Consider the following 25,627-nt stretch of genomic DNA (forward strand, 5'->3'; position numbering starts at 1 on the left):
TCCTTCAAGGACCGGGGCATGACCATGGCCATTTCCAAGGCCAAGGAAGCGGGCTCGGAGGCGGTGATCTGTGCCAGCACCGGCAACACCTCCGCCGCCGCGGCCGCCTATGCCCGCCGCGGCGGCATGCGGGCCTTCGTGCTGATCCCGGATGGTTATGTGGCCCAGGGAAAGCTGGCCCAGGCGCTGCTCTACGGGGCCGAGGTGATCGCTATTCAGGGCAACTTCGACCGGGCCCTGGCGATCGTGCAGGACGTGGCGAACCAATACCCGATCACCCTGGTGAATTCGGTGAACCCCTACCGGCTACAGGGACAGAAAACGGCGGCCTTCGAGGTGGTGGATGCCCTGGGTGAAGCGCCCGACTGGCTGTGTATCCCCGTGGGCAACGCGGGCAACATCAGTGCCTACTGGATGGGATTCAACGAATACAAGGCCGCAGGGCACTGCCGCCGGCTGCCACGCATGATGGGGTTCCAGGCGGCTGGCTCTGCCCCCTTGGTGCTCGGCCACACGGTGGAGCAGCCCGACACCATCGCCACCGCCATCCGCATCGGCAACCCGGTCAACCGGGATAAAGCCCTGAACGTCCGCACTGAGAGCGGTGGCGGCTTCATGGCGGTCACCGATGCTGAAATCATCGACGCCTACAAGCTGCTGGGCTCCGGTGAAGGGGTGTTCTGTGAACCGGCCAGCGCCGCTTCCGTGGCCGGTCTGTTGAAGCGCCGGGACGAGGTGCCCGCCGGAGCCACCGTGGTGTGCGTGCTCACCGGCAATGGCCTCAAAGACCCCACCACCGCGATCGAACACAACGACGCCCGCTTCCACACGGGCCTGGAAGCGGATACGGCGAAAGTGGCTGCCGTGATGGGCTTCTAAACCGGCCGTCCCCGACCAACCAATGGACAAAGCGTCTGCTGGAAGCCTGGGGAAAACCAGCCCGACCCGGGGGACAGGCAGCCCACGCCGTCGCCTCGCCCAACTCGGCCGGTTTTCCCCATGGACTGGAAAGAGCGGAAAACGGCGCGCTCCCCCCAGATCACTGGCACCAAACCCCAGCAGATCAGACCAAAAAACCCTTGTGCTGACTACTGTTTTTGAGGTTTTCCCCGATTCCCCCAGCCCCTACGACGACGGTTTGTTTTCTTCTCTTGAAATCCTTTAATCCGATGATCGAACAGGGCCTGGGGGACGGTTCACCGGCGTTGCGCAATCAGCCCGCCTGTGGAAGCTTGGGGGCACCGTCCTCGCAGCCGTCAGGCCTGCCAGCCCAAACGCCATGAAGCTGGTCTGTTCCCAGTCCGAACTCAGCACCAGCCTGCAGCTGGTGAGCCGGGCCGTGGCCAGCCGCCCCACCCATCCGGTGTTGGCGAACGTGCTGCTCACGGCCGATGCCGGCACGGGCCGGTTGAGTCTCACCGGCTTTGATCTGAGCCTCGGCATCCAGACCAGCCTGCCCGCCAGCGTGGAAACCAGCGGCGCCATCACCCTTCCGGCTCGCCTGTTCGGTGAAATTGTCTCCCGCCTCTCGAGTGACAGCCCGATCACCCTGGCCTGCGCCGAAGGTACTGAACAGGTGGAGCTCACCAGCCTCTCGGGCAGCTATCAGATGCGGGGGATGCCCGCGGAGGATTTCCCCGATCTGCCCCTGGTCCAAAGCGGCACGCCGATTCGCCTGGAAGCCGATGCCCTGGTGAAGGGCCTGCGGGCCACCCTGTTTGCCAGCAGTGGCGATGAGGCCAAGCAGCTCCTCACCGGCGTGCATCTGCGCCTCGATCCGGCCGGGCTCGAATGCGCCGCCACCGATGGCCATCGCCTGGCCGTGCTGTGTCTCGCCCACGCCAGCGACCCCACGGCCGCCGCTGACGGAGAGCCCTTCGCCGTCACCGTGCCGGCCCGCTCCCTGCGGGAGTTGGAACGGCTGCTCTCCGGTCGCCAGTCGGACGAACCCCTCAGCCTCTTCTGCGACCGCGGTCAGGTGGTGTTTCTCTGGGCTGACCAGGTGCTCACCAGCCGCAGTTTGGATGGCACCTATCCGAACTACCGGCAGCTCATCCCTGAGAGCTTCAGCCGCACGATCAGCCTCGATCGGCGTGCCTTTGTCTCGGGTCTGGAGCGGGTGGCGGTGCTGGCAGACCAGCACAACAACGTGGTCAAACTCAGCGCCGAACCGGCCACCGGCCAGCTGGTGATCCAGGCGGATGCCCAGGACGTGGGCAGCGGCTCGGAAGCCCTGGCGGCCACCATTGAGGGCGACGCCATCCAGATTGCCTTCAACGTGCGCTACCTGCTCGATGGTCTCAAGGCCATGGCCTGTGACCAGGTGCTGCTGCAGTGCAACGCCCCCACCACCCCGGCGATCCTCACGCCCGCCGATGGGGCCCAGTTCACCTATCTGGTGATGCCCGTTCAGATCCGCAGCTGACGGTGGCCGCTTTCCCGGAGCAGTTGCTGCTGAGTGAGCTGCTGCGCCGGCATGTGCGCTGTGATCAGGGGCTGGACCACGGCGCTGGACTCCAGGTGTGGATGCATCCCCCCGTGCACCGGGTGCTGGGCTGGGTGTCCAAGCCGTCGGCCTTCGGATCCCGCCGTCTGGTGTGGCGTCTCAACCAATTGCGGGGGCTCACCGATCTGGAGGTGTTGGCCCAGGGCCCGCCGGCCGAAACCGAGCAGGCGATGGTGGACCGGTTGCCCTGCCTGATGGACGCGGCCGTGCTCGATCGCCAGCAGCAGGTGATTGGCACCTTGGCCGATGCCGCCATCGAGCTGCGCACGGGCAGGATCGTGCACTACCTGGTGAGCCGCAGTGATCCGCGGCTGCCCGGCAGCAGCCGTTGGCGTTTGAGTTTGGATCGGCTGGTGGATCAGCAGCCCGGCCAGGTGTTCACCGGCCTGGCCAGCCTGGATGAGTTGCCCCTGGCCCGGGCCAGCGTGCGTCAGGAGTTTCTGCGTCGGTCGCGGCGCTGGCGGGATCAGGTGCAGGAGGCCGGCAGCCGTTTTGAGGAGCGGCTCGAGGGCTGGCTGGAGGAGCCGCCCTGGCAGGAGGAGCCGCGCGGCGCCAACGAAGCCGACGAATGGGACACCTGGCCCGAGTCGTTTCCCGAGCCGGCTCCTGACGACAGCCGTCGTCAGCGCCGGTCCGCACCACCACCCAACGACGAGGATCCTTGGTTCTGACCAGTTGGACTGCGGCCGAATTCTGTACAGCCCGTACGGAATTGGGGAGAGCGCTCCAGCGGGTGCCGCCCGCCCGCCGCAAGTCCACGGAAGCCCGGTGAGCCGCTCGGCCAGACTGGAACCAACTTGCCCAGTCGTCCGTGGTTGCTGCTTCAGAGTTCGCCCCCCCCGACTATTCGGTGCCCGAGGCGCTGAAGAAGGAGAACCTCAGCCAGGCCGACTACGACGAGATCTGCCGCCGCCTCGGCCGCGCCCCCAACCGGGCCGAGCTGGGCATGTTTGGGGTGATGTGGTCGGAGCACTGCTGCTACCGCAACTCGCGGCCGCTGCTCCAGGGTTTCCCCACCACCGGCCCCCGCATCCTGGTGGGCCCCGGTGAGAACGCCGGTGTGGTGGATCTGGGCGAGGGCCAGCGCCTGGCCTTCAAGATCGAAAGCCACAACCACCCCTCGGCGGTGGAGCCGTTCCAGGGGGCGGCTACGGGCGTGGGCGGCATCCTGCGCGACATCTTCACCATGGGCGCCCGGCCGATCGCCCTGCTCAACGCCCTGCGCTTTGGCCCCCTGGAGGACGAGCGCAACGTGGGTCTGATGGAGGGGGTGGTGGCCGGCATCGCCCACTACGGCAACTGCGTGGGCGTGCCCACCGTGGGTGGGGAGGTGGCCTTCGATGCCAGCTACTCCGGCAACCCGTTGGTGAATGCCATGGCCCTGGGGCTGATGGAAACCGAGGAGATCGTCTGCTCCGGCGCCGAGGGCGTGGGGTACCCCGTGGTGTACGTGGGCAGCACCACCGGCCGGGACGGCATGGGCGGCGCCAGCTTTGCCTCGGCCGAGCTCACCGAGGCCTCCCTCGACGATCGGCCCGCCGTGCAGGTGGGCGATCCCTTCCTGGAGAAGGGCCTGATCGAGGCCTGCCTGGAGGCCTTCCAGAGTGGTGATGTGGTGGCCGCCCAGGACATGGGCGCCGCTGGCCTCACCTGCAGCTGCTCGGAGATGGCCGCCAAGGGGGGCCTGGGCATCGAGCTGGATCTCGACAAGGTGCCCGCCCGTGAGGCCGGCATGACCCCCTATGAGTTCCTGCTGAGCGAATCCCAGGAGCGGATGCTGTTCGTGGTGAAGCCCGGCACGGAGCAGGCCCTGATGGCGCGCTTCACCCGCTGGGGCCTGCAGGCGGCCGTGGTGGGCCGGGTGCTCGAAGACAACATCGTGCGCGTGCTCCAGCACGGTGCCGTGGCCGCTGAGGTGCCCGCCAGCGCCCTGGCCGATGACACCCCCATCAACCACCACACCCTGATCAGCGAACCCCCGGCCGAGATCCAGGCCCACTGGCGCTGGAGTGAGGCCGAGTTGCCCGCCGAGTTGCCGTTCAGCTGGAACGACGCCCTGCTGGCCCTCCTGGACGATCCCACCATTGCCTCGAAGCGCTGGGTGTACCGCCAGTACGACCACCAGGTGCAGGCCAACACGGTGGTGCTTCCGGGCGGTGCCGATGCGGCCGTGGTCCGGTTGCGGCCCCAGCAGGGCGAGGGCGCCATGGTGGCGGCCACGCGCGGTGTGGCCGCGGTGGTGGATTGCCCCAACCGCTGGGTGGCCCTCGATCCCGAGCGCGGCGGCATGGCGGCGGTGGCCGAAGCCGCCCGCAACCTCAGCTGTGTGGGCGCAGAACCCCTGGCGATCACCGACAACCTCAACTTCCCCTCCCCCGAAACCCCCACCGGCTACTGGCAGTTGGCCCTGGCCTGCCGCGGCCTTTCTGCGGCCTGCTCGGCCCTGGACACGCCGGTCACCGGCGGCAACGTGTCGCTCTACAACGAGACCCGCCTGCCGAACGGCACCATGCAGCCGATCCACCCCACGCCCGTGGTGGGCATGGTGGGCCTGGTGCACAACCTGCAGCACGTGCGCGGCCTGGCCTGGCGGGAGGCGGGCGATGCGATCTGGCTGTTGGGGGTGCCGCTGGAGGGGGGAGACACTCCCGCCGATGCGCGCCTGGGCCTGGCCGGCAGCAGCTACCTGGAGCGGCTCCATGGAGCCGTCACGGGGCGCCCGCCTGAGATCGACCTGGCGCTGGAGCGCTCGGTGCAGGCCTTCCTGCGCCAGGCGATCGCCCAGGGTCTGGTGGCTTCCGCCCACGACCTCAGCGACGGCGGCTTGGCGGTGGCCGCAGCTGAGGGCTGCATGGCTTCGGGTCTGGGTGCCCACCTGGAGCTTCCCGCCAGTGCGGCCCGGCTGGATCGGCTGCTGTTCGCCGAGGGCGGTGCCCGCATCCTGGTAAGCGTGGCGCCGAGCCAGGCGGCAGCCTGGCTGCAGGCCCTGGATCAGGCCCATGCGGCAGCTCCTGGCTCCGTGCCGGCCCAAGCGATCGGCAAGGTCACGGCGGCCCCGTCCTTCACCATCACCCAGGCCGGCAGCGTCGTGATCGAGCAGGCCGTTGCCGCCCTGCAAACCTGCTACGAGCAGGCCATTCCCCGGCGCATGGGGGCGCTGGTGCAGAATGAATTTTCACCGTGATTGTTGATGGGCCTGTGGTGGTGATGCATCCGGACCCCAGCGCCCAGGCAGCAGATCACGACCTGGACCAGCGCCCCGACAAGCCTGAGGAGGCCTGCGGCGTGTATGCCGTGCTGGCACCCGGCCAGCCGGTGGCCAACCTCACCTATTTCGGCCTCTACGCCCTGCAGCACCGCGGCCAGGAATCGGCCGGCATTGCCGTCTTTGACGCCGACCGCAAGGTGCGGCTGCACAAGGACATGGGCCTGGTGAGTCAGGTGTTTGACCAGTCCGTGCTGGAGCGCTTGACGGGCGATCTGGCCATCGGCCACAACCGTTACTCCACCACTGGCAGCAGCAAGGTCTGCAACGCCCAGCCCGTGGTGCTGAACACCCGGCTGGGCCCCTTTGCCCTGGCCCACAACGGCAACCTGGTGAATGCCGGGGAGTTGCGCCACGACCTGGCAGCCATTGCCAGCGAGCTCACCTCCACCACCGATTCCGAGCTGATTGCCTTTGCCCTGCAGCAGGGCGTGAACAGCGGCCTCGACTGGGACGGGGCCATCCGAGCCGCCGCCGAGCGCTGCCGTGGTGCCTTCAGCCTGGTGATCGGCACGCCGGAGGGTCTGTTTGCCCTGCGCGACGGCCACGGCATCCGTCCCCTGGTGTTCGGCCACATCGGCGAGACCTCTGAAGCCCAGTGGGTGGTGAGCAGTGAGTCGTGCGGGCTCGACATCATCGGTGCCGCGTTTGATGGCGACGTGGAGCCCGGCGAGATCATCCACTTCCGCCAGGGGGAGTCCGCTCCCAGCCGCAGCCGCTGGTGTGAGCAGCCGGCCAAGCTGTGCGTGTTCGAGATGATCTATTTCGCCCGGCCGGACAGCCGCTTTTTCGGCGAATCCCTCTACAGCTATCGGGTGCGGATCGGTGAGGCCCTGGCCCGGGAAACCCCCGTGGAGGCCGACATCGTCATTGGCGTGCCCGATTCCGGCATCCCGGCGGCGATCGGTTACTCCCAGCTCAGCGGCATCCCCTTTGGCGATGGTCTGATCAAAAACCGCTATGTGGGCCGCACCTTCATCCAGCCCACCCAGGCGATGCGGGAGGCCGGCATCCGGGTGAAGCTCAATCCCCTCCCCGATGTGCTCGCCGGCAAACGGGTGGTGGTGATCGACGACTCGATCGTGCGGGGCACCACCAGCCGCAAGCTGGTGCAGGCCCTGCGCGATGCCGGGGCCACCGAGGTGCACATGCGGATCAGTTCACCGCCGGTGACCCACCCCTGCTTCTATGGCATCGACACCGACACCCAGGACCAACTGATCGCCGCCCGGCTCACCCTGGCGGAGATCTCGGCCCATCTGGGCGTGGATTCGCTGGCCTACCTCAGCAAACAGGGGATGGTGGATGCGGCCCTGGCCAACTCCTCCCACTTCTGCACCGCCTGTTTCGATGGGGCCTATCCGATCGAGATGGCCGAGCAGGTGCGCTCCAGCAAGCTGATGCTGGAGCCGGCCGGCATCGCCGCCACCCTGGTGCCGTAGCAGCCCTAGCTGATCAGGGGCACCAGGTCTTGCAGCTGCTGACCGGCTGGCAGGTTGAGGCTGATCCCGATGCCGCCGCAGTCTTCGGCTGGGAGTTGGCCCAGGTCGATCCGACCACTCAGCCCCTTGCTGGTGAGGATGCTCATCACCGTTGACTCCGCTCCCTGAAGATCGATCAGGGCATCGCCCCGCTGTTGCAACCGCAGCCCGATCTGCCCCATGTCACCGCGCTGGCAGGGGCGCAGGCTCGACACCAGCAGCCGCTTCAGCTGACCGCCCGCCGTGGCTAGCACCACCGTGGCCTGGTCTTCGCCAGCGTTGTCGTCCGGTTGAGCGGGGACGCAGGCGGCACCCACCACCGTTTCACCCGGCAGCAGCCGCATCAACATCGGTCCCTGGGCCGCCCGGCCCATCAGGGGCAGGTTGGCCTCGTTCAAGTTGAGCCGCAGCATGCGGCCCGTGCTGCTGGCCACTACGAGGGTGTCGCCCTCCTGGCCACTCACCACCCGCCGCAGGCTCACGCCCTCCTTCAGCTTGAGCACCGAGGTGGCCCGCCCCGACAATTCCTGAAAGTCCTCCACCGGCAGCCGTTTGAAGCGGCCGTCGCTGCTCAGCAGTCCCAGGCTGCCCGCGCTGGGCAGGGGGAGTACCTGCACCACCTGTTCCCCCTCGAGGCTGTCGGGCAGGAAGCGCTCCAGTTTGCCCGGTTGCTGGCCAGCGAATTCCCAGCGCAGCAGGGCCACGCGTCCGCTCACCGTGAAGGCGAGCAGCAGGGGTTGTTCGGCGATCGGCAGGATCAGCCGGGCGGGTGAGGGGTGCTCACCCAGCTCGGTGGCCGCATCGAAGTGGAGGCGTCCCAGCATCTGGGGGCTGAGGATTTTCACCGCCCCATCGGCCTGGATCAGCAGGCGGCTGTCCGGGGCCAGGGCGCCAAAGGCCTGTTGCCGCTGCAGTTCGGCGTTGGGACGGATGGCCGCGGCCCGCTGGGCCACCAGGGCGTCACCGCCTTCCACCAGCCGGGTGCGCCGGGGGGTGGCAAAGCGCTTGCGCAGGGCCTTGAACTCGCTCACCAGGGTGTCGAGCAGCACGCCGCGGTCGTCGAGCAGGTGACGCAGCCGCCCCCGCTCTTCGATCAGGTCGGCGGCCTCCTTGCGCAGGCTCTCCTGTTCCAGCCCCGTGAGCCGCCGCAGGGGCATGCCCAGCACCGCATCGGCCTGGCGCTCGCTCAGGTCGAACTGCACCTGCAGCCCTGCCCTGGCACTGGCGGCATCACGGGCCGCGGTGATCAGGGCGATCACCTGCTGCAGGGCATCGAGAGCTTTGATGAGGCCCTCCACCACTTCGAGCCGGTCTTCGCAGCGCTTGAGGGCGTGGCGGGTGCGGCGGATCAGGGTGAGTTCCCGGTATTCGAGGAATTCCTGCAGCAGGCGCCGCAGGCTCAGCTGCACCGGCTGGCCGTTCACCAGCGCCAACAGGATGGCGCCGAAATTGCTCTGCAGGGCGGTGCGGCGTTGGAGGTCGGCCAGCACGGTTTCCGGATTGGCATCGCGGCGCAGCTCCACCACCACCCGCATCCCGTCCCGATCGCTCTCGTCGCGGATGTCGGCGATGCCGCCGATCTTGCCTTCGTTCACCTGCTCGGCGAGCTTTTCGATCCAGCCGGCCTTGCTCAGCTGGTACGGCAGCTCGGTGATCACCACGGCCCCCCGTTTGTGCCGCCCCTTGCCGGGCTGCACCTCCTCGATGTGGGCCACCCCGCGCATCGGGATGCTGCCGCGGCCGCCCAGGTAGGTGTCGCGTACGCCCTGACCCACCAACACCTCCCCACCGGTGGGGAAATCGGGGCCGGGCACCAGCTCCAGCAGCTTGTCGTCGCTCAGATCCGGCTTGCGCACCAGGGCGATCAGGGCATCCACCACCTCCCCCAGGTTGTGGGGCGGGATGTTGGTGGCCATGCCCACGGCAATGCCGGTGCAGCCGTTGAGGATCAGAAAGGGCAGCTGGGCTGGCAGCACCGTGGGCTCCTGCTGGGAGCCATCGAAGTTGGGGGCGAAGTCGACCGTGTCGTTGCCGATCTCATCGAGCATGCCCTCGTTGGCGATCGGCGCCAGCCGGGTTTCGGTGTAGCGCATGGCCGCCGGCGGATCGTCGTCGACGGAGCCGAAGTTGCCGTGGCCGTCGAGCAGGGGGTGGCGGCTGGCAAAGGTCTGCACCTGCCGCACCAGGGCGTCGTAAACCGCCTGATCGCCGTGGGGGTGGTATTTACCGAGCACGTCGCCCACCACCCGGGCGCATTTGCGGTAGGGGCGATCCGGGGTGAGGCCCAGCTCGTGCATCGCATAGAGGATGCGGCGCTGCACGGGCTTGAGGCCGTCGCGCACGTCCGGCAGGGCCCGTCCCACGATCACGCTCATGGCGTACTCGAGGTAGGAGCGCTGCATCTCCTGGTGCAGGGCGATCGGCTGGATGCGCGGGTCGTTGCCGGGGTTCCTGCCCGGTTCGATGGATTCCCCTGAACGCTCCTCGGCCATCCGGTGCTGGGGTCTGGGGAGGGAAGGTGGGGCTCAGCCTACAGATGCTGTCCAGGCCTTTTACTCGTCCTCGCTGCTCTCGCCCTCGGGGCTGGCATTGGCCAGGGCCCGATCCACCACGGGCTTGAGGTCAGGCAGCAGCAGCAGCTCCTGGGTGGTGCTGCGCAGCTTGGGTCCCCACAGCTGATCCTTCTGGTAGCTCTCCAGCACGTAGTTGGGTTCGCTGTCGAGTGCCTTGCTGGCCAGGTCCAGGGCCTCCTGGCGGCCCTCGGGTCCCGCGGTGAACAGGCCGGCGGCCAGGGCCAGGCTCGGTTCGGCCGCGTCCGGTTTGATCGCCAGCACCTGGCGCCAGCGCTGCACCGCAGCTTTGGTCTTGCCCTGTTCGAACAGCACCAGCCCCTGGTTGTTGAGGGCTTCCCAGAACCCCTTGCGCAGGGAGGAGGCCCGTTCAAAGGCGGCCAGGGCCTCGCCGCTCTGGCCCAACAGGATGCGGGCGTTGCCCAGGTCGAAGTAGGCACCGGCATTGCCTTTGTCGAGCTTCAGTCCCTGCTCCAGCAGGGTGATCGCTTCGCTGGGTTTGCCGCCCCGCAGGGCCAGGGAACCCTCGGCAAACCAGATGCCGGGGTTGCGGGGATCGAGCTGTTTGGCCTTGGCCAGCGCCATCCCGGCCTGCTCGAGCTGGTTGCTGCGCAACTGGGCTTCGGCCAGCAGCACCCAACCGCGGGGGTCGTCGGGGAGCAGTTGCACGGTGAGGGCCGCCAGCCGGGCCGCATCTCCGGCCTGACCCAGCCGCAGCAGCCGGGCGGCTGCCTGGGCGATGCCGAGCCCAGCCCCTTCCAGCTCCTGCCGTTGGGGCACGTACACGTAGGGCACCAAAGCCCGGGCGGGCAAGCCCTGGGCCAGTCCCAGCCCCAGGGCAGCCAGCACTACAGCCTTGGAGAACACCGTTTTGCGGGACCCTGCGTGGGAGGAGTCAGGGCGCAGCCAGCGCGGTGCCATCGCTTGGGGACAGATCCATCCACCCTAGGCAGTGCCGCCCTGGCTGGCCCGCAGGTTGCGGCGCCACATCCAGGGTTTCAGGCGCCGCAGGGCCGAGGCCCGCAGCCGTTCATCCCAGTCGGCGTCGCTCCACTGCAGGGCCTCCTCGGCCCGCAGATCGAGCAGCCAGGGGCGGGGCTGCAGATCCGGATCGTCGCTGCTGTCCAGCGGCTGCTGGTTCCAGGGGCACACCTCCTGGCAGAGGTCACAGCCCGCCACCCAACCCTCCAGCGCCCCGGCGATCGCGGCGGGCAGTTCGGGATCGCGGTTTTCGATCGTGTGGAAGGCCAGACAGCGGCGGCTGTCCACCACGAACGGCTCCGAAATGGCGCCGGTGGGGCAGGCCGGCAGGCAGCGGCTGCAGCTGCCACAGAGGGGTTCGGCGGGGGTATCGGCCGGCAGGTCCAGGCTGGTGAGCAGGTGGCCGAGGAGCAGCCAGGAGCCCCGCTGGCGATGGATCAGGTTGCCGTGCTTGCCGATCCAGCCCAGGCCGGCCTCCTCCGCCCAGGCCTTGTCCATCAGCGGCGCGCTGTCCACGCAGGCCCGCCAGCGCACCCCCGGCACCCGGTCGTCGAGCCAGCGCCCCAGCCGGCGCAGGCGCCCCTCGATCACCCGGTGGTAATCCCGTCCCCAGCCGTAGCGCGCCACCTTGAGCGCCCCCGGCGCCCGCTCGGCCGCCACGTAGTAGTTCAGGCCCACGGCCAGCAGGCTGCGCACCCCTGGCAGCAGCTGTTCCACCGCGCGCCGGCGCGGGTCGGCCATCCAGCCCATGTCGGCCTGGTATCCGGCGGCCAGCCAGCGTTCCAGGGCCGCCGTTCGCAGGCTCAGGCGATCCCCGGCGGGCACGGCGGCGAGGCCCACCGGATCAAACCCCAGCTGCCGCGCCTGCTCTTTTAACTGGTGTGCCAGCTCGTGGTGGGCGTCGCGCGTCATCGCCCGTACAGTTGCGCCGTTCCTTCAATCTGCCGCGAGCGCATCCTGTGAGCACCGCCTCCTTCGGCCGCCTGGGCCACCTGCTCCGCTGGCTCGGCCTCACCCTGGTCGTGCTGCTGGGGCTTCAGCTGCTGGTGCTGCTGGGCTCCTGGAACTGGAGTGAGGAGGGCTATCGCCAGCTCCTGATGGACCGGCTGGTGACCCAGTCGCCCATGGCCCTGGTGGGGCTGCTGCTGATGCTGTTCGGCAGCCGTCTCGACCATCCGGCCGCGGGCCGCACCCCCCTGCGCTGGCTGGTGGCCGTGCTGGGCATCCTGCTGGCCCTGGCCATGCTCGTGGCCGTGCCGGTGTCGATCAGTGGTGACCGGGCCCTCTCCGACCAGGCCGACCAGCAGCTGGCTGCCCGCAAGGGTCAGCTGGCCATGGCCCGCGCCCAGATGCAGAACCCCCAGGTGATCGACCAGCTGATCGCCCAGGGCGAGCAGGCCGGCCAGATCCCCGCTGATGCCTCGCCGGAGCAGAAACAGCAGGCCGCCAAAGCCTTCATGGAGCGCCAGCTTCAGCAGGCTGATTCCCAGCTGCAACAGCAGCAGCGCGCCCGCGACCTCACCGTGAACCAGCGCCGGTTTGGCGGCACCGGCACCGCCGTGGTGCTGGCCATCGGCTTCGTGCTGGTGGCCCTGGTGGCCCTGCTCTGATCGATCGCCGGGTGCCGGTGGCTGGCTAAGTTGCCAACAGGTAGCTAGTAGGCCGGGCCCCCGGGTTGTCACTTGGTTCAATCCAGTCCCAGATCGGATCAGCCCCTCGGGGATCGGCTTCAGGCTGACCTCAAGAACGACCTGATCGCCGGCTTGCTGGTGGTGATTCCCCTCGCCACCACCATCTGGCTCGCCACCACGGTGAGCCGTTTTGTGCTGGCGTTTCTCACGTCCATTCCCAAGCAGTTCAACCCCTTCAACACGCTCAACCCGCTGTTGCAGGAACTGATCAATCTCGGGGTGGGCCTGCTGGTGCCCCTGCTGGGCATCCTGTTGATCGGCCTGATGGCCCGCAACATCGTCGGGCGCTGGTTGCTGGAATTCGGTGAGGGCACCTTGCTGCGGATCCCGCTGGCGGGTTCGGTCTACAAGACCCTCAAGCAGCTGCTGGAAACCTTCCTGCAGGGCAATTCCTCCAAGTTCCGCCGGGTGGTGCTGGTGGAGTACCCCCGCGAGGGGCTCTACGCCCTGGGTTTTGTCACCGGCGCCATCGGCACCGCCCTGCAGGCCGGATTCACCGAGCCGATGCTGAGCGTGTTCATCCCCACCGCTCCCAACCCCACCACCGGCTGGTACACCGTGGTGCCGGAGGGATCGGTCAAGGATCTGGAGATCTCGGTGGAGGATGCCTTCCGCACGATCATTTCCGCCGGCATCGTCAACCCGGACGAAAAGTCCACCCCCAACCGCAGTTTCTCGAGCCTGTTGGCCCAGCTGCGCACTCCCCAACTCTCCTGAGGCAGAGCCGTCCTGATGCAGAGCCGCACCCTCTCCCGTGAACTGGCCCTGTTGATGCTTGGCCAGACCAGTGACCGCGCCGGCGCGACCCCCGTGGCCCAGCCCTCTTCGATGGAGGGGCTGCTCCAGCAGGTGCTCGCCACCCTCAGCCAGCACGTGCGCGAGGCCCTGGACCGTTCCGCTGAGGATCTGCAGACGGCCCAGCAGCAATTGCTCGATAGCGAGTTGCAGGACCAGGGTGAGCAGCAGTTGCCGCGGGTGCGCCAACACCTCAATGCCGGCCTGGCGGCGGCCGAACAGGCGATCAATCGCCTCTCCGCCAGCCTGGAGCTGCCCCGGCTGCTGCTGCTGGCCGACCAGGACGAGGTGCGCCGCGGCGCCATCGCCCGGGTGGAGGCGGTGTTGCGCGACCGGGAAGCCATCGATGGGCGCCTCGACGGCGTGATGGAGGGCTGGCGGCTCACCCGTTTGCCCCGCATCGACCGCGACATCCTGCGGCTGGCCGCCGTGGATCTCGACAGCTTCCACACCCCCGCCGCCGTGGCCTGCAACGAGGCCGTGGAATTGGCCAACCGCTACAGCGATGAGCAGGGCCGCCGCATGATCAACGGTGTGCTGCGGCGCTTCACGGCTGCCCGCTCCGTGGCGGAGGCCTGAGCGCAGCATGGTTTACGACTGGTTCAATCGCACCGGGCCCACCGGAACCGACGGCGAGACTCCGCCCAGCGAGGGATCGGGGCCTCCGCTGGCCCCGGAGGAGACGACCCCAGCGGCTTCCGCTGCTGCCCAGCCCGAGGGGAGCCCGGCTGATCCCAACCCCGATCCCAATGCGGAGGCCCTCGAGTGGGCGCGTCAGGCCTACGCCCGCCTGAAAGCCCAGCAGCAAGCCCAGAAGCAGGCCCAGCAGGAGCCTGTGCCGAACCCCACAGCCGAAACTCCGGTCGGTTCCCAGGCGGAGCCCCAGCCCGAGCTCGAGCCCCAGCCGAGCGCCCCTCCTGATTCTGTACAGCCTGTACAGACTCCTGCAGAGGGCCTCGCTGCGCCCACCGCGGCCGGTCTGTCGTTGTTGGAGCAGGCCGCGGCCCAGCGGGCCGAGCGCCAGCAGGCGATCACCGCCCCTGGCCCTGAATCCCCGGACACTCCGCCGGCTGCAACCGATTCCCCTGAGCCCAGCCTGGGTGACTTCGACACCACCTTCACCTGGTCGGCCGAGGTGCTGGCGGCCCAGGGCAAGCGGGTCGACCAGGTGTCGCTCGAGGAGATCGACTGGCTGGGACGGCTGCGCCAGGGCCTGGAGAAAACCCGCCAGGGTTTCGTCACCCAGTTGCTCGACACCCTCGGTGACGATCCGCTCACTCCAGAGGTGGTGGACGACCTGGAAACGACCCTGCTGCGGGCCGATGTGGGTGTCCAGGCCACCGACCAGGTGCTGGACGCCCTGCGCAAGCGCCTCAACGAGGAGGTGGTGGATCCCGCAGAGGGCCTGCGCTTTCTCAAGGAACAGCTGCGCGCCATCCTTGACCAACCGATCGATTCCAGCGGCCACGCCCTGCTCGCTCCCCAGCGCCAGCAACTCAATGTCTGGTTGATGGTGGGGGTCAACGGCGTTGGCAAGACCACCACCCTGGGCAAGCTGGCCAACCTGGCGGTGCGCAGTGGCTACAGCTGCCTGATCGCCGCCGCCGACACCTTCCGGGCCGCGGCGGTGCAGCAGGTGCAGGTGTGGGGCGACCGCAGCGGCGTGCCGGTGATTGCCAATCCCAGCGCCAACGCCGATCCGGCGGCCGTCGTCTACGACGCCATCGGCGCCGCCCAGGCCAAGGGCACCGAGCTGGTGCTGGTGGACACGGCCGGTCGCCTGCAGACCAAGCACAACCTGATGGAGGAACTCAGCAAGGTGCGCCGCATCGTCGACAAGCTGGCCCCCGAGGCGGTGGTGGAGTCGCTGCTGGTGCTCGATGCCAGCCAGGGTCAGAACGGCCTGCGCCAGGCCATGGCCTTTGCCAAGGCTGCCGGGCTCACCGGCGTGGTGCTCACCAAGCTCGACGGCAGTGCCCGCGGTGGTGTGGCCCTAGCGGTGGCTTCGGAGGCGGGCTTGCCGATCCGATTCATTGGCGCCGGTGAAGGCATCCGCGACCTGCGCCCCTTCAACAGCTTCGAGTTTGTGGAGGCCCTGCTTGCCCGCTGAGCCATCCCAGGCAACGCCGGCAGACCCCGCTATCTTGCGAACCCGCCGCGGCCGCCCCGTGCGCAATCGGTGAGCAACAAGCCACCCCCCCACTCGCTCCAGCAGGCCCCGTCTGCAGCCGTGCCGGTGCTCTCGGCGGCAGCTTCCTTGCGGCAGCTGTTGGACAGCCTCAGCCGGGAGCAGCGCCGCAACCAGGAGCTGCTGGCCTCCCTGGCCTTCACCCTGCGCAGTTTCACCAATCTGGGCCGCTTCCTGGAGCTGGTGCCCTTGGTGGCGGCCCGGCTGGTGGAGGCGGAGGGGGCGGTGCTGGTGGTGTTCCACGAGGATGGTCGCCTCTGGCGCGAGCAACTGCAGGCCACCCCGGTGGAGCGCTGTGCTGAGCTGATGCGCCAATTGGCGGCCCTCGGCGATGCCGAGCTGGCCGCCCTCAGTGGCGAGGAGGCCGTGGTGGCCCTGCTCGACCAGCGCATTGGCCGTCTGCTCGGCGACACCCAGGTGTTCGCCACGTCCGTGGTGTGCCGCAGTTTGCCCCGGGGCCGTCTCTACATCTTCAGTGGTCGCCAGGGATTTGCCTGGAGTGAAGTGCACCGCCGCCACCTGCAGCTGGTGGCCGATCTCACCGCCGTGGCTTTGGAGAATGAGGCGCTGCAGCAGACCATGCGGCGCCATGAGCGGCTGGACCGGCAGCTCAGCATCGGCGCCGAGATCCAGGCCCAGTTGCTGCCCGACCACTGCCCGGTGATTGACGGGGTGGAGCTGGCCGCCCGCTGCCGCCCCGCTTTCCAGGTGGGCGGCGACTACTACGACTTCATCCCCACCCGGCCCCAGCTGCTGGGCCGCCGCCGCGAACAGGCCCGCTGGGCCCTGGTGATGGGGGATGTGATGGGCAAGGGCGTGCCGGCCGGCCTGCTGATGACCCTGCTGCGCGGCATGTTGCGGGCCGAGGTGCTCAGCGGCCATTCCCCCGAGCGCATCCTCCACGACCTCAACCAGCTGGCCCAGGAGGACCTGGCCCACTCGCACCGGTTTGTGACGCTGTTTTATTCCGACTACGACCCCCGCACCCGCCTGTTGCGGTACGCCAATGCGGCCCACAATCCCCCCCTGATCTGGCGGCGGCAGCGCAATCAGGTGGACCGTCTCGATGCGCCGGGCCTGTTGATCGGTCTGCAGAGCGATGCCGATTACGGCATTGCCGAGATCGTGCTGGAGCCGGGCGATGTGTTGCTGTACTACACCGATGGGGTCACCGAGGCGTCCGGGTTCAGCGGCGAGCGGTTCGATGAAGAGCGGCTCGTGCGCCATCTGCAGGCCGCCTGCCGCTCCGGCATCGGCGCCCAGGGGATTCTCGATCAGTTGTTTGCCCGGCTCGACCGCTTTGTGGGCTCCGACCGGCAATTGGATGACGATGCCTCGATGGTGGTGCTGAAGGTGCGGGAGGAGGTGATGTTGCCCTCCCTGCCAAGCTGAGGGCCCGGGAAGCTGACCCTCTGCCCCGTGCCGTGCGCCTAGCCCTGAATGGCCGTTGATTCCACCGCCTCCACCTGGAGCCAGCGCTTTGAGCAGGGCCTGCATCCGGCGATTGAGCGTTTCAACGCCTCGATCGGCTTTGACATCGCCCTGTTGCAGCAGGACCTGGATGGCTCCATCGCCCATGCCCGCATGTTGGGCCGCTGTGGCGTGATCTCGGAGGCCGAGGCAGCCGAGTTGATCGAGGGTCTGGAGACCGTGCGGGCCGAGGCGGCCCGGGGCGCGTTCAACCCCGGCCTGGAGGCCGAAGACGTGCACTTCGCCGTGGAGCGGCGCCTGATCGAGCTGCTTGGGCCGTTGGGCAAGAAGCTGCACACCGGCCGTAGCCGCAACGATCAGGTGGGCACCGACCTACGCCTCTGGCTGCGGGGCCAGATCGGGGCCATTGATGGGGCCCTGCTGCGTTTTGAGCGGGCCCTGTTGGCCCAGGCCGAGCGCCACAGCACGGTGCTGATTCCCGGCTACACCCACCTGCAGCGGGCCCAGCCGGTGTGTCTGGCCCACCATTTGCTGGCCTACATCGAGATGGCCGAGCGCGACCGCGAGCGCCTGGCCGACGTGCGCCGGCGGGTCAACATCTGCCCCCTGGGGGCGGCGGCCCTGGCGGGCACGCCGGTGCCGATCGATCGGCGCCAGACCGCGGCGGAGCTCGGCTTTGAGGCCATCTACGCCAACAGCCTCGATGCGGTGAGCGACCGGGATTTCGCCGTGGAGTTCATGGCCGCCGCCAGCCTTGTGTTGGTGCACCTCAGTCGTCTCAGTGAGGAGGTGATCCTCTGGGCGTCTGAGGAATTCGGGTTCGTGGGCCTCACCGATCGTTGCGCCACGGGTAGCAGCCTGATGCCCCAGAAGAAGAATCCCGATGTCCCCGAGTTGGTGCGCGGCAAGAGCGGCCGGGTGTTCGGCCACCTGATGGGGTTGTTGACGATGATCAAGGGTCTGCCCCTGGCCTACAACAAGGACTTCCAGGAGGACAAGGAAGCCCTCTTCGATGGGGTGCGCACCTGTCTGGATTGCCTGGAGGCGATGGCGATCCTGTTCGAGGAGGGTCTGGAGTTTCGGCCCCAGCGGTTGGAGGCCGCCGTGGCGGCAGATTTTTCCAATGCCACCGATGTGGCCGACTACCTGGTGGCGAAGGGGGTCCCTTTCCGGGAGGCCTACCAGCTGGTGGGCGGTCTGGTGAAGGGCTGCCTGGCTGAGGGAGTGCTGCTGGTCAACCTGCCGCTGGAGCGCTGGCAGCAGCTCCATCCCGCCTTTGAAGCAGACATCTATGCGGCCATCAGTCCACGGCAGGTGGTGGCGGCCCGCCGCAGCGAGGGGGGCACCGGCTTCGAGCAAGTGGAGCAGCAGTTGCAGCGCATTCGGATGCAACTGGCCACCTGAGAGCGGGCAGTTTTCGTCAAGCGTCTTAGGGTGGGTTGGTTAGCGGCCCAATGGCCCACATGCATCGGCCACGCGGTCGATCTCTGGTTCGTGAGCATCTTTGTTGGCAACCTTCCCTTCCGTGCTGAGCAGGAAGACGTCGCGGAATTGTTTGCACCCTTCGGTGACGTGGTGACCTGTTCCCTGCCCCTCGAGCGCGACACCGGGCGCAAGCGCGGTTTCGCCTTTGTCGAGATGGCGGATGACGCCGCCGAAACCAAGGCCATCGACGCCCTCCAGGGGGCTGAGCTGATGGGCCGTCCCCTGCGCATCAACAAGGCCGAGCCCCGTGGCGGCGGTGGCGGCGGCGGTGGTCAGCGCCGTGGCGGCTACGGCGGCGGCGGTGGTGGTTATGGCGGCGGCGGCTATGGAGGCGGTGGTGGCGGCGGCTACAACCGGGGCAACGACGGGGGTGGTGGCTATGGAGGTGGTGGCGGCGATCGGGGTTCGGGGGCCCGCGGCTGGGAAGACCGCAGCTATGGAGCCGGGGCTCCCGCTTCAGGCGACAGCTTCGATGCCGGCCGCACCCGCCGCCGCCGCAGCGGCGGCGGTGATAGCGGTGGTGGTGACTATTACGGCGGTGCTGAGGGCTAGGCGGTTGATTCCGGCCTAGAGCCCTCGCTCCTCCAGGGCCCGGGCGGCGGCGTCCAGCACCGCTGGCTCCGCATCCCGGGCACCCGCGGCTTGGGTGATCTGCTGGCGCCAGCGCCGGGCTCCGCTCACCCCTTCCACCACATGCACCAGGTGGCGGGCGATCGGCCAGAGCCGTTCTCCCCGGCTGCGCCACCGTTCGGCATAGGGAATCAGGCCCCGCACCACGGCTGATGCGCTGGCTGGGTGCTGGCTTCCATCCCCAAACACCCGGTGATCCACGTTCACCCACTGGAGCGGATGGGCATAGGCCGCCCGCCCCACCATGGCCCCATCCACCTGGTTGAGCTGCTCCAGGCAGGCATCCAGGCTCTCCAGGCCGCCGTTCAGCTCAATGGTGAGCCCGGGCCGATCCCGTTTGAGCTGGTGCACCACGTCGTAACGGAGGGGGGGAACGGTGCGGTTCTGTTTGGGATCCAGCCCCTCCAGCCAGGCCTTGCGGGCATGCACGGCGAACCGCCGCGCGCCGGCTGCGGCCACCGGATCCACAAAGGCGAGCAGGTCCCCGTAGGCATCGCGCTCGTCGATGCCGATCCGGTGTTTGACCGTCACCGGCAGGGGGCTGGCGGCCGTCATCGCCGCCACACAGTCGGCCACCCGGTGGGGGTCGGCCATCAAGCAGGCCCCGAAGCGGCCCTTCTGCACTTTTTCGCTCGGGCAGCCCACATTCAGGTTGATTTCGTCGTAGCCCCAGTCGGCCGCCAGTCGGGTCGCCTTCGCCAGCAGGGCCGGGTCGTCGCCGCCCAGCTGCAGGGCGAGGGGGTGTTCCATCGGGTCGAAACCCAGCAGCCGATCCAGTCGGCCGCCGGCTGTGCTGGCCCCAGGGTCCCGGCTGGCGTGATGGAGGGCCTGGGCCACCACCATTTCGGTGTAGAGCAGGCTGTGCCGGGTGATCTGGCGCATCAACACCCGAAAGTGCCGATCCGTGTAGTCCATCATCGGAGCCACACTGAAGCGATAGCTGGCCGGATCGGTCTGCCCCATCAGCCCATGCTGCCCGCCCATGCCCCCCCGCTTATCCCCTGCTGATGCTGCCTAGTCATGCTGCCGTCGTGGTGGCGGGTGGCGGGGCCGCCGGTTTCATGGCCGCCATTGCCGCTGCTGAGGCCGGCGTGCGCGACATCGTGCTCCTCGAGGCCACCGGCGATCCGCTTCACAAGCTCTTGATCAGTGGGGGCGGCCGCTGCAATGTCACCCACGCCTGCTGGGATCCCCGGGAGCTGGTGGGTCACTATCCCCGCGGGGGGCAGGCCCTGCGGGGTCCCTTTTCCCGTTTTGCCAGTGGCGATGCGGTGGCCTGGTTCCACGAGCATGGCCTCGAGCTGGTGGAGGAGGCCGATGGCCGCCTGTTCCCCCGGTCCAACCGTTCCGAATCCGTGGCGGCCACCCTGCGCCGGGCGGCCCTGCAGGCCGGCGTGCAGCTGTTCACGGGGGCGAGCCTGCAGGGGGCGGCCGTGGCGGCCGGTGGCGGGTTTGCCCTGCAGGTGCGCTGTAGCAGTGCCGGGGGGTCGGGTGGCAGTGAGCGCCGGCTGATGGGCGCCGATCGGCTGGTGCTGGCCACCGGCAGTCACCCCAGCGGCCGCCAGCTGGCCGCCGGCCTGGGCCATGGGCTGGTGGCGCCGGTGCCCTCCCTGTTCACGCTGGCCCTGGCCAATGATCCCCTCTGCGCGCTCGCGGGGGTGGTGATGGAGCCGGTGGTCCTGTTGCTGGAGCTGCCGGCCGACCCGGGGTCCGGAGCGACAGAGGGCCCCGTCCAGCGCTTCCGCCAGCGGGGTCCCGTGTTGATCACTCACTGGGGCTTGTCCGGTCCGGCCACCCTGCGGCTCACGGCCTTTGCGGCCCGCGCCCTCAAGGCCACTGGCTACCGCGGCGAGCTTCGGATCGACTGGAGCGACGGGCAGTCTCAGCCCCAGCTCGAGGCCCTGTTCGCCGAGGCGAAGCAGGAGCAGGCCAAACGGCAGCTGGCCAACTGGCGGCCCTGGCCGGCCCTCAGCCGGCGGTTGTGGCTGGCCCTGCTCCAGCGCCATGGCGTTGATCCCCAGCAGCGCTGGGCCGACCTTTCCAAGCGCCATCAGCAGCTTCTGGTGACGGCCCTGCGCGATACCCGGGTGGCTGTCACCGGCCGGGGCCCCTTCGGGGAGGAATTCGTGACGGCCGGCGGGATTCCCTTAGGGGAGGTGAATCTTGCCACGATGGCCAGCCGCGTGCAACCGGGCCTCTACCTGGTGGGCGAACTCCTGGATGTGGATGGGGTAACCGGAGGGTTCAACTTTCAGCACTGCTGGAGCAGTGGCTGGCTCGCGGGGCAGGCTTTGGCAGCAGGGTGATCTGGCGCTATTTGATTTGATCAAAGACGGCGAACATCGGCATATACATTGCGAGTAGGATGGAGCCCACAATTCCACCCACCAGCACGATCAAAGCTGGCTCCAACATCGAAGTCAGCGCTTTTACCGAGGTCTCCACCTCGTCCTCATAGAAGTCAGCCACCTTGGAGAGCATGGCGTCCATTTCGCCGGTCTCTTCTCCGATGGCCATCATGCTGATTGACATATCGGGGAAAACCTTCATGCGTCCCAAGGCGACGCTCAGTGGGATCCCTTGAAGCACATCCTGGCGGCTATTGTTGATGGCATCGGAGACGATGGAATTATTGCTGATTTCTCTTACGATTTCGAGCGACATCAGGATCGGCACACCAGCGCGCGTCAATGAACTAAAGGTGCGACAGAATTGGGCCGTGGCCGTTTTTTGAATTAGATCGCCAAAGAGCGGAAGTTTGAGCACCAAGGCATCCACCCGCCGTCGTCCGATTGGTGTGGCATAAAATCTGCCAAATAGAAAGATGGCGATTACCAAGCCGATCACCAGATAGAGCGAGAAAGTTGATCGCAGCAAGCTGCTCAGATCAACCATCATTTGGGTAAACCAGGGGAGTTCCGCTCCCAGACCATCGAAAATTCCGGCGAAGGTTGGGATAATGAAGATCGTCATGCCCAAGAAGACGGAAATGGCGATCACTAGCACCGCCACCGGATAGCCCATGGCACCCTTGATCTGGTTCTGCAGCTTGGCGTTGTCCTCGAGCAGCTTGGCCAGGCGTTTTAGGGAATCATCCAGCACCCCGCCGGCTTCTCCGGCTTCGACCATGGCAACGCTGAGCTTGTCGAATACCTTGGGCCAGCGCCGTAAGGCTTCCCCCAGCGAAATCCCCTGATTCACCTCCAAGCTGATCGATTGCAGGGCGCGCTTGAACAGGGGCATCTTTTGCTGGGTGGCCATCAGATCGATGCTGCGCACGATTGGCACGCCGGCGTTGATCAGCGCGGACATCTTGCTGGCAAATACAGCTTTTTCTTTGATGCCCGGTTTGGCTTCCAGCAGTTCGTTCAGCTTGGAAAATTTGAGCTTTTGATTGAGCTGAATGGCCGCGCTGGAGCCGGTCGCACCGGCTTTCTGTTTGGCCTTGATTTCCGTTGCGCGAATGCCACGCAGTCGCAGGCTGCGCTTGGCCTGGGCCGGATTGGGTGCCTCGATATCCACGAGGGCCGACTTGCCCTGGGGGTTGACGTAGGTGGCGACAAAAGTGGGCATGACTCAGTGGGTCCCAGGGATCAGCCCAGTTGGTTGACGAGGCGTTTGAGCTCTTCAGGTTTCGAGGTTTTCAGCAGGGCCTCATCCATGGTCACCTGATTGCTGAGCACCAGATCACTGAGAGCCTTTTCCAGGGTTTGCATCGACAGCTGGCCGCCTGTTTGAATCTGGGAATAGAGCTGGGCCGTTTTGCCTTCCCGGATCAGGTTGGCCGTAGCCGGGGTGTTGATCATGATCTCCTGCGCCATCACCCGGCCGAACTGCCCTGGGCTTGGATTATGGCGTTTGCAGAGGGTCTGGGCAAACACGGCCGCCAGGCTGCTGCTCAGCTGAACCCGGATCTGGGTCTGCTGGGTTGGGGGGAACACGTCGACCATGCGGTCGACGGTCTGGGCTGCCGAGCTGGTGTGCAGGGTGCCGAACACCAGGTGACCTGTTTCGGCTGCGGTGATCGCCAGCTGGATCGTGTCGAGATCGCGCAGTTCCCCCACCAGGATCACATCGGGGTCTTCCCGCAGGGCGGCCTTGAGGGCGTTGGCAAAGCTGCGGGTGTCGTCATTGAGTTGACGCTGGTGGATGACACTCTTGACCGGTTTGTAGGTGAACTCGATCGGATCTTCGATGGTCAGGATATGTTCAGCGCGCGTTTGGTTGATGTGCTCCAGCATGGCCGCCAGGGTGGTGGTTTTGCCGGAGCCCGTGGGACCTGTGACCAGGATCAGACCCTTAGGGATGTGGCTCATTTCCTCCACGATTGGAGGAAGGCCAAGACTTTCGAGGGTGGGAACGCTGTTGCCGAGGGCCCGCAGGCAGGCGGCATAGGTGCCCCGCTGGCGATAGACATTGACCCGGAAGCGGGCAACACCCTTGAGGCCGTAGGCACAATCGAGTTCCCAGGTTTGCTCCAGTTGCTTGCGCTGGGCATTGTTGAGCATCGAGAAGATCAGCTTGTTGCAGTCTTCCTCGTCCAGAAAATCATCCTGGAGTGGTCTCAGTTGACCGTTGAAGCGGCCGTAGGGCGGCAGGCCGGCGCTGATGTGGAGATCGCTGCCGCCATCCGTCACCAGCTGGCTCATCAGGTCTTCGATCATCACGGCCATAGCATCCTTAGCGGCTGGTCAGACAGTAGGGACATTCAAGCCAGTCGTCATGGAGACCGGCTCCGCAGTTGCTGCAGGTGAGGGTGCTTAGGGAGCGCGATCGCCGCTCCGATTCGAGCCCGGAGTCGGTTAGCAGCATGCGCTCGACTTCCGCCAGGGTTGTGTGACCTTCGCGGACGAGCTGCAATCCATAGCCTAGGAGGGTTTTCATGCCGTTTTCAAGGGCCATGCGACGGAGCACGTCGGTGGTTTCCCGTTTGGCAACGGCGGCGGCCAGGGTGTCGGTCATCCGCAGAATTTCATAGACCCCAACGCGTCCCTTGTAGCCCGCCCCATTGCAGGCAGGACAACATCCCGCTTGGTTCTTGTGCTGGGTGTTGGCCCGGTAGAAGGTCACGTCGGTTTCATGGCTGCTCAGCAGGCCGAACCGACCCAGTTCCTCCGGCGAGGGTTTGTAGCTGATCCGGCAGGCCGCACAGACCCGTCGCAGCAGGCGCTGGGAGACGATCCCCAGCAAGGAGGCGCTCACCATGAAGGGCTCCACCCCCATTTCATCGAGCCGGGCGATGGCGCTGGCGGCGTCATTGCAATGCAGGGTGGTCATCACCAGGTGGCCGGTGAGAGCAGCTTCGATCGCCGTTTTGGCGGTTTCGAGGTCGCGGGTTTCCCCCACCAGCAGCACGTCCGGGTCCTGACGCATGAAGGCCCGCAGGGCCGTACTGAAGTCGAGACCCTTTTCGCGGTTCACCTGGGTCTGGGTGATGCCGTGGAGGGTGTATTCGATCGGGTCTTCAACGGTGGAGATGTTGATGCCCGGGTCGTTGCGTTCGGCCAGCAGGGCGTAGAGGGTGGTTGACTTTCCCGAGCCCGTTGGGCCCGTCACCAGGATCATGCCGTAGGGCTTGGAACCCAGCTCTCGCAGGGTTTTTCGGGCATCAGCATCGGTGATCAAGGTTTCCAGGCCGAGCTGGGTGGCGCCGCTATCGAGCAGCCGCATGCAGATTTTCTCGCCATTGCGGCTCGGCAGCGTGCTGACCCGGAAATCCATCTTCCGGCCGCGGAACATGCGCCGGATTCGGCCGTCTTGCGGCAGCCGTCGCTCGGCGATATCCAGATCCGCCATGATCTTGATCCGGGAGGTGACAGCCGGCGTCAGGCTCTTGGGCAAGTCTTCGAAGTGCTTCTGCAGCACCCCATCGAGGCGGAAGCGAATCTCCAGGGTGTTTTCCTGGGGTTCCACGTGAATGTCACTGGCTCCTGAGGTGAGGGCCTCGATCAGGATCCGGTCCACCAGGCTGACGATGGGTGAGGCATTGGCGCTGCTGCTGGCGGCCGCCGCGTTGATCTCCAGGTCCTCCACATCGGCGACTTCCTGGAGTTCCCCGCTACCGCCGACACCGGCGATCCCCAGGTCCTTGGTCAGGGAGCGGGGGGCGTTGGGTGCTGGGCTGGTTCTGGGCTGCTGGGAGTCCCTGGAGTCCTCCGAGGACGGAGCAACAGGCCTGGCCGCGAGCATCTCGGTCAGGTTGCTGGCCAGGGCCAGCTTGAGATCGGCACCGTATCCCGCCTTCTCCAGTGCGTCGCAGAGTTCCTGGCGCTGTTTCTGGACCCAGTGGCTCGGTACGGCCACGCTGAGCCGGCCGTTGGCCTCCAGCAGGGGCAGGGCACCGAGTTCACGCCAGCGTTCCGTGCTCAGTCCCTTGCCAGCGAGCAGCAGGTCCTGACCGGCGGCCTGGAGCTCGATTCCCTGGAGTACGGGCTCGCCCACCAGCAGTTCGACTTCCAGCCGTTGTTGTTCCTCGCTGCTGGCTTCGGGAACGGGACGCGTAGGGGTGAGAGTCATGGCGCCTGGAGGTGCGGGCTTCCGCCGCTTGTGGGAGGTGGGCCCGGAGCTTCAACATGTCTAGAACCAAAGTCTGACCATGTCAGCC

The 25,627-nt window shown here is 67.2% G+C and carries 20 protein-coding genes; 13 read left to right on the plus strand and 7 right to left on the minus strand.

What is annotated here, in order from left to right; all coding sequences use genetic code 11:
- The 5 genes from thrC to purF all read left to right on the plus strand — a co-directional run.
- Positions 1 to 879: threonine synthase (gene thrC / locus KBY71_RS07140; protein ID WP_254928247.1), on the plus strand; the 879-nt coding region annotated here is incomplete at its 5' end.
- A gap of 400 nt (positions 880 to 1,279) precedes the next feature.
- Positions 1,280 to 2,425: a DNA polymerase III subunit beta gene (dnaN, locus tag KBY71_RS07145; RefSeq protein WP_254928248.1), complete on the plus strand. Its 1,146-nt coding sequence runs from the start codon at positions 1,280 to 1,282 to the stop codon at positions 2,423 to 2,425.
- A gap of 2 nt (positions 2,426 to 2,427) precedes the next feature.
- On the plus strand, positions 2,428 to 3,177 hold the full coding sequence (locus KBY71_RS07150) for an RNA methyltransferase (RefSeq protein WP_254928249.1): 750 nt from the start codon (positions 2,428 to 2,430) through the stop codon (positions 3,175 to 3,177).
- Positions 3,178 to 3,317: 140 nt separating this feature from the next.
- Complete coding sequence (gene purL, locus KBY71_RS07155) at positions 3,318 to 5,690, plus strand: phosphoribosylformylglycinamidine synthase subunit PurL (RefSeq protein ID WP_396095088.1); 2,373 nt, start codon at positions 3,318 to 3,320, stop codon at positions 5,688 to 5,690.
- A gap of 23 nt (positions 5,691 to 5,713) precedes the next feature.
- Positions 5,714 to 7,213: an amidophosphoribosyltransferase gene (purF, locus tag KBY71_RS07160; protein WP_254928276.1), complete on the plus strand. Its 1,500-nt coding sequence runs from the start codon at positions 5,714 to 5,716 to the stop codon at positions 7,211 to 7,213.
- A 5-nt stretch (positions 7,214 to 7,218) separates the two neighbouring features.
- On the opposite strand, the gene KBY71_RS07165 is transcribed toward purF, so the two are convergent.
- Genes KBY71_RS07165 through queG form a run of 3 tightly spaced genes read right to left on the minus strand, consistent with a single transcriptional unit; the run spans position 7,219 to position 11,715 of the window.
- Positions 7,219 to 9,744: a DNA topoisomerase (ATP-hydrolyzing) subunit A gene (locus tag KBY71_RS07165; protein ID WP_254928250.1), complete on the minus strand. Its 2,526-nt coding sequence runs from the start codon at positions 9,742 to 9,744 to the stop codon at positions 7,219 to 7,221.
- A 60-nt stretch (positions 9,745 to 9,804) separates the two neighbouring features.
- Positions 9,805 to 10,743, minus strand: coding sequence for a tetratricopeptide repeat protein (locus KBY71_RS07170; RefSeq protein ID WP_254928251.1), 939 nt, complete (start codon positions 10,741 to 10,743; stop codon positions 9,805 to 9,807).
- Between the two features lie 24 nt (positions 10,744 to 10,767).
- Positions 10,768 to 11,715: a tRNA epoxyqueuosine(34) reductase QueG gene (queG, locus tag KBY71_RS07175; protein WP_254928252.1), complete on the minus strand. Its 948-nt coding sequence runs from the start codon at positions 11,713 to 11,715 to the stop codon at positions 10,768 to 10,770.
- 47 nt (positions 11,716 to 11,762) lie between these two features.
- Here queG and KBY71_RS07180 point away from each other — a divergent pair, with 47 nt between their 5' ends.
- From KBY71_RS07180 to KBY71_RS07210, 7 genes are all read left to right on the plus strand, one after another.
- Complete coding sequence (locus KBY71_RS07180) at positions 11,763 to 12,413, plus strand: HpsJ family protein (protein WP_254928253.1); 651 nt, start codon at positions 11,763 to 11,765, stop codon at positions 12,411 to 12,413.
- Between the two features lie 72 nt (positions 12,414 to 12,485).
- Positions 12,486 to 13,211: a DUF502 domain-containing protein gene (locus tag KBY71_RS07185; RefSeq protein ID WP_254928254.1), complete on the plus strand. Its 726-nt coding sequence runs from the start codon at positions 12,486 to 12,488 to the stop codon at positions 13,209 to 13,211.
- Between the two features lie 15 nt (positions 13,212 to 13,226).
- Entirely contained in the window at positions 13,227 to 13,868 is a 642-nt protein-coding gene (gene nusB, locus KBY71_RS07190; protein ID WP_254928255.1) for a transcription antitermination factor NusB, read from the plus strand.
- Between the two features lie 7 nt (positions 13,869 to 13,875).
- Complete coding sequence (gene ftsY / locus KBY71_RS07195; RefSeq protein ID WP_254928256.1) at positions 13,876 to 15,399, plus strand: signal recognition particle-docking protein FtsY; 1,524 nt, start codon at positions 13,876 to 13,878, stop codon at positions 15,397 to 15,399.
- A gap of 69 nt (positions 15,400 to 15,468) precedes the next feature.
- Entirely contained in the window at positions 15,469 to 16,869 is a 1,401-nt protein-coding gene (locus KBY71_RS07200) for a PP2C family protein-serine/threonine phosphatase (protein WP_254928257.1), read from the plus strand.
- 48 nt (positions 16,870 to 16,917) lie between these two features.
- On the plus strand, positions 16,918 to 18,312 hold the full coding sequence (gene argH, locus KBY71_RS07205) for an argininosuccinate lyase (protein WP_254928258.1): 1,395 nt from the start codon (positions 16,918 to 16,920) through the stop codon (positions 18,310 to 18,312).
- A gap of 90 nt (positions 18,313 to 18,402) precedes the next feature.
- Positions 18,403 to 18,945 carry an RNA-binding protein gene (locus tag KBY71_RS07210; RefSeq protein WP_254928259.1) on the plus strand — a complete coding sequence of 181 codons (543 nt, stop codon included), beginning with the start codon at positions 18,403 to 18,405 and terminating at the stop codon, positions 18,943 to 18,945.
- A 15-nt stretch (positions 18,946 to 18,960) separates the two neighbouring features.
- Here the strand turns inward: KBY71_RS07210 and dusA are convergent, their stop codons facing one another.
- Positions 18,961 to 20,007, minus strand: coding sequence for a tRNA dihydrouridine(20/20a) synthase DusA (dusA, locus tag KBY71_RS07215; protein WP_254928260.1), 1,047 nt, complete (start codon positions 20,005 to 20,007; stop codon positions 18,961 to 18,963).
- Positions 20,008 to 20,030: 23 nt separating this feature from the next.
- Here dusA and KBY71_RS07220 point away from each other — a divergent pair, with 23 nt between their 5' ends.
- Positions 20,031 to 21,329 carry an NAD(P)/FAD-dependent oxidoreductase gene (locus KBY71_RS07220; protein WP_254928261.1) on the plus strand — a complete coding sequence of 433 codons (1,299 nt, stop codon included), beginning with the start codon at positions 20,031 to 20,033 and terminating at the stop codon, positions 21,327 to 21,329.
- A 7-nt stretch (positions 21,330 to 21,336) separates the two neighbouring features.
- Here the strand turns inward: KBY71_RS07220 and KBY71_RS07225 are convergent, their stop codons facing one another.
- From KBY71_RS07225 to KBY71_RS07235, 3 genes are read right to left on the minus strand one after another with little or no spacing between them, the layout of a single operon-like run.
- Positions 21,337 to 22,596: a type II secretion system F family protein gene (locus tag KBY71_RS07225; protein ID WP_254928262.1), complete on the minus strand. Its 1,260-nt coding sequence runs from the start codon at positions 22,594 to 22,596 to the stop codon at positions 21,337 to 21,339.
- Positions 22,597 to 22,616: 20 nt separating this feature from the next.
- On the minus strand, positions 22,617 to 23,696 hold the full coding sequence (locus KBY71_RS07230) for a type IV pilus twitching motility protein PilT (protein WP_254928263.1): 1,080 nt from the start codon (positions 23,694 to 23,696) through the stop codon (positions 22,617 to 22,619).
- 7 nt (positions 23,697 to 23,703) lie between these two features.
- Positions 23,704 to 25,539 carry a GspE/PulE family protein gene (locus KBY71_RS07235; protein WP_254928264.1) on the minus strand — a complete coding sequence of 612 codons (1,836 nt, stop codon included), beginning with the start codon at positions 25,537 to 25,539 and terminating at the stop codon, positions 23,704 to 23,706.
- Between the last annotated feature and the right edge of the window lie 88 nt (positions 25,540 to 25,627).

This window comes from Cyanobium sp. T1B-Tous (assembly GCF_024345475.1).
In the GTDB taxonomy this organism is placed as follows: domain Bacteria; phylum Cyanobacteriota; class Cyanobacteriia; order PCC-6307; family Cyanobiaceae; genus Cyanobium_A.

What these genes read in the sequence shown, in the direction of transcription:
- dnaN (WP_254928248.1), top strand. Translation starts at nt 1,280, where the DNA reads ATGAAGCTGGTCTGTTCCCAGTCCGAACTCAGCACCAGCCTGCAGCTG.
- purF (WP_254928276.1), top strand. Translation starts at nt 5,714, where the DNA reads ATGCATCCGGACCCCAGCGCCCAGGCAGCAGATCACGACCTGGACCAG.
- KBY71_RS07165 (WP_254928250.1), bottom strand. Translation starts at nt 9,744, where the DNA reads ATGGCCGAGGAGCGTTCAGGGGAATCCATCGAACCGGGCAGGAACCCC.
- KBY71_RS07170 (WP_254928251.1), bottom strand. Translation starts at nt 10,743, where the DNA reads ATGGCACCGCGCTGGCTGCGCCCTGACTCCTCCCACGCAGGGTCCCGC.
- queG (WP_254928252.1), bottom strand. Translation starts at nt 11,715, where the DNA reads ATGACGCGCGACGCCCACCACGAGCTGGCACACCAGTTAAAAGAGCAG.
- nusB (WP_254928255.1), top strand. Translation starts at nt 13,227, where the DNA reads ATGCAGAGCCGCACCCTCTCCCGTGAACTGGCCCTGTTGATGCTTGGC.
- ftsY (WP_254928256.1), top strand. Translation starts at nt 13,876, where the DNA reads ATGGTTTACGACTGGTTCAATCGCACCGGGCCCACCGGAACCGACGGC.
- argH (WP_254928258.1), top strand. Translation starts at nt 16,918, where the DNA reads ATGGCCGTTGATTCCACCGCCTCCACCTGGAGCCAGCGCTTTGAGCAG.
- dusA (WP_254928260.1), bottom strand. Translation starts at nt 20,007, where the DNA reads ATGGGCGGGCAGCATGGGCTGATGGGGCAGACCGATCCGGCCAGCTAT.
- KBY71_RS07220 (WP_254928261.1), top strand. Translation starts at nt 20,031, where the DNA reads ATGCTGCCTAGTCATGCTGCCGTCGTGGTGGCGGGTGGCGGGGCCGCC.
- KBY71_RS07225 (WP_254928262.1), bottom strand. Translation starts at nt 22,596, where the DNA reads ATGCCCACTTTTGTCGCCACCTACGTCAACCCCCAGGGCAAGTCGGCC.
- KBY71_RS07230 (WP_254928263.1), bottom strand. Translation starts at nt 23,696, where the DNA reads ATGGCCGTGATGATCGAAGACCTGATGAGCCAGCTGGTGACGGATGGC.
- KBY71_RS07235 (WP_254928264.1), bottom strand. Translation starts at nt 25,539, where the DNA reads ATGACTCTCACCCCTACGCGTCCCGTTCCCGAAGCCAGCAGCGAGGAA.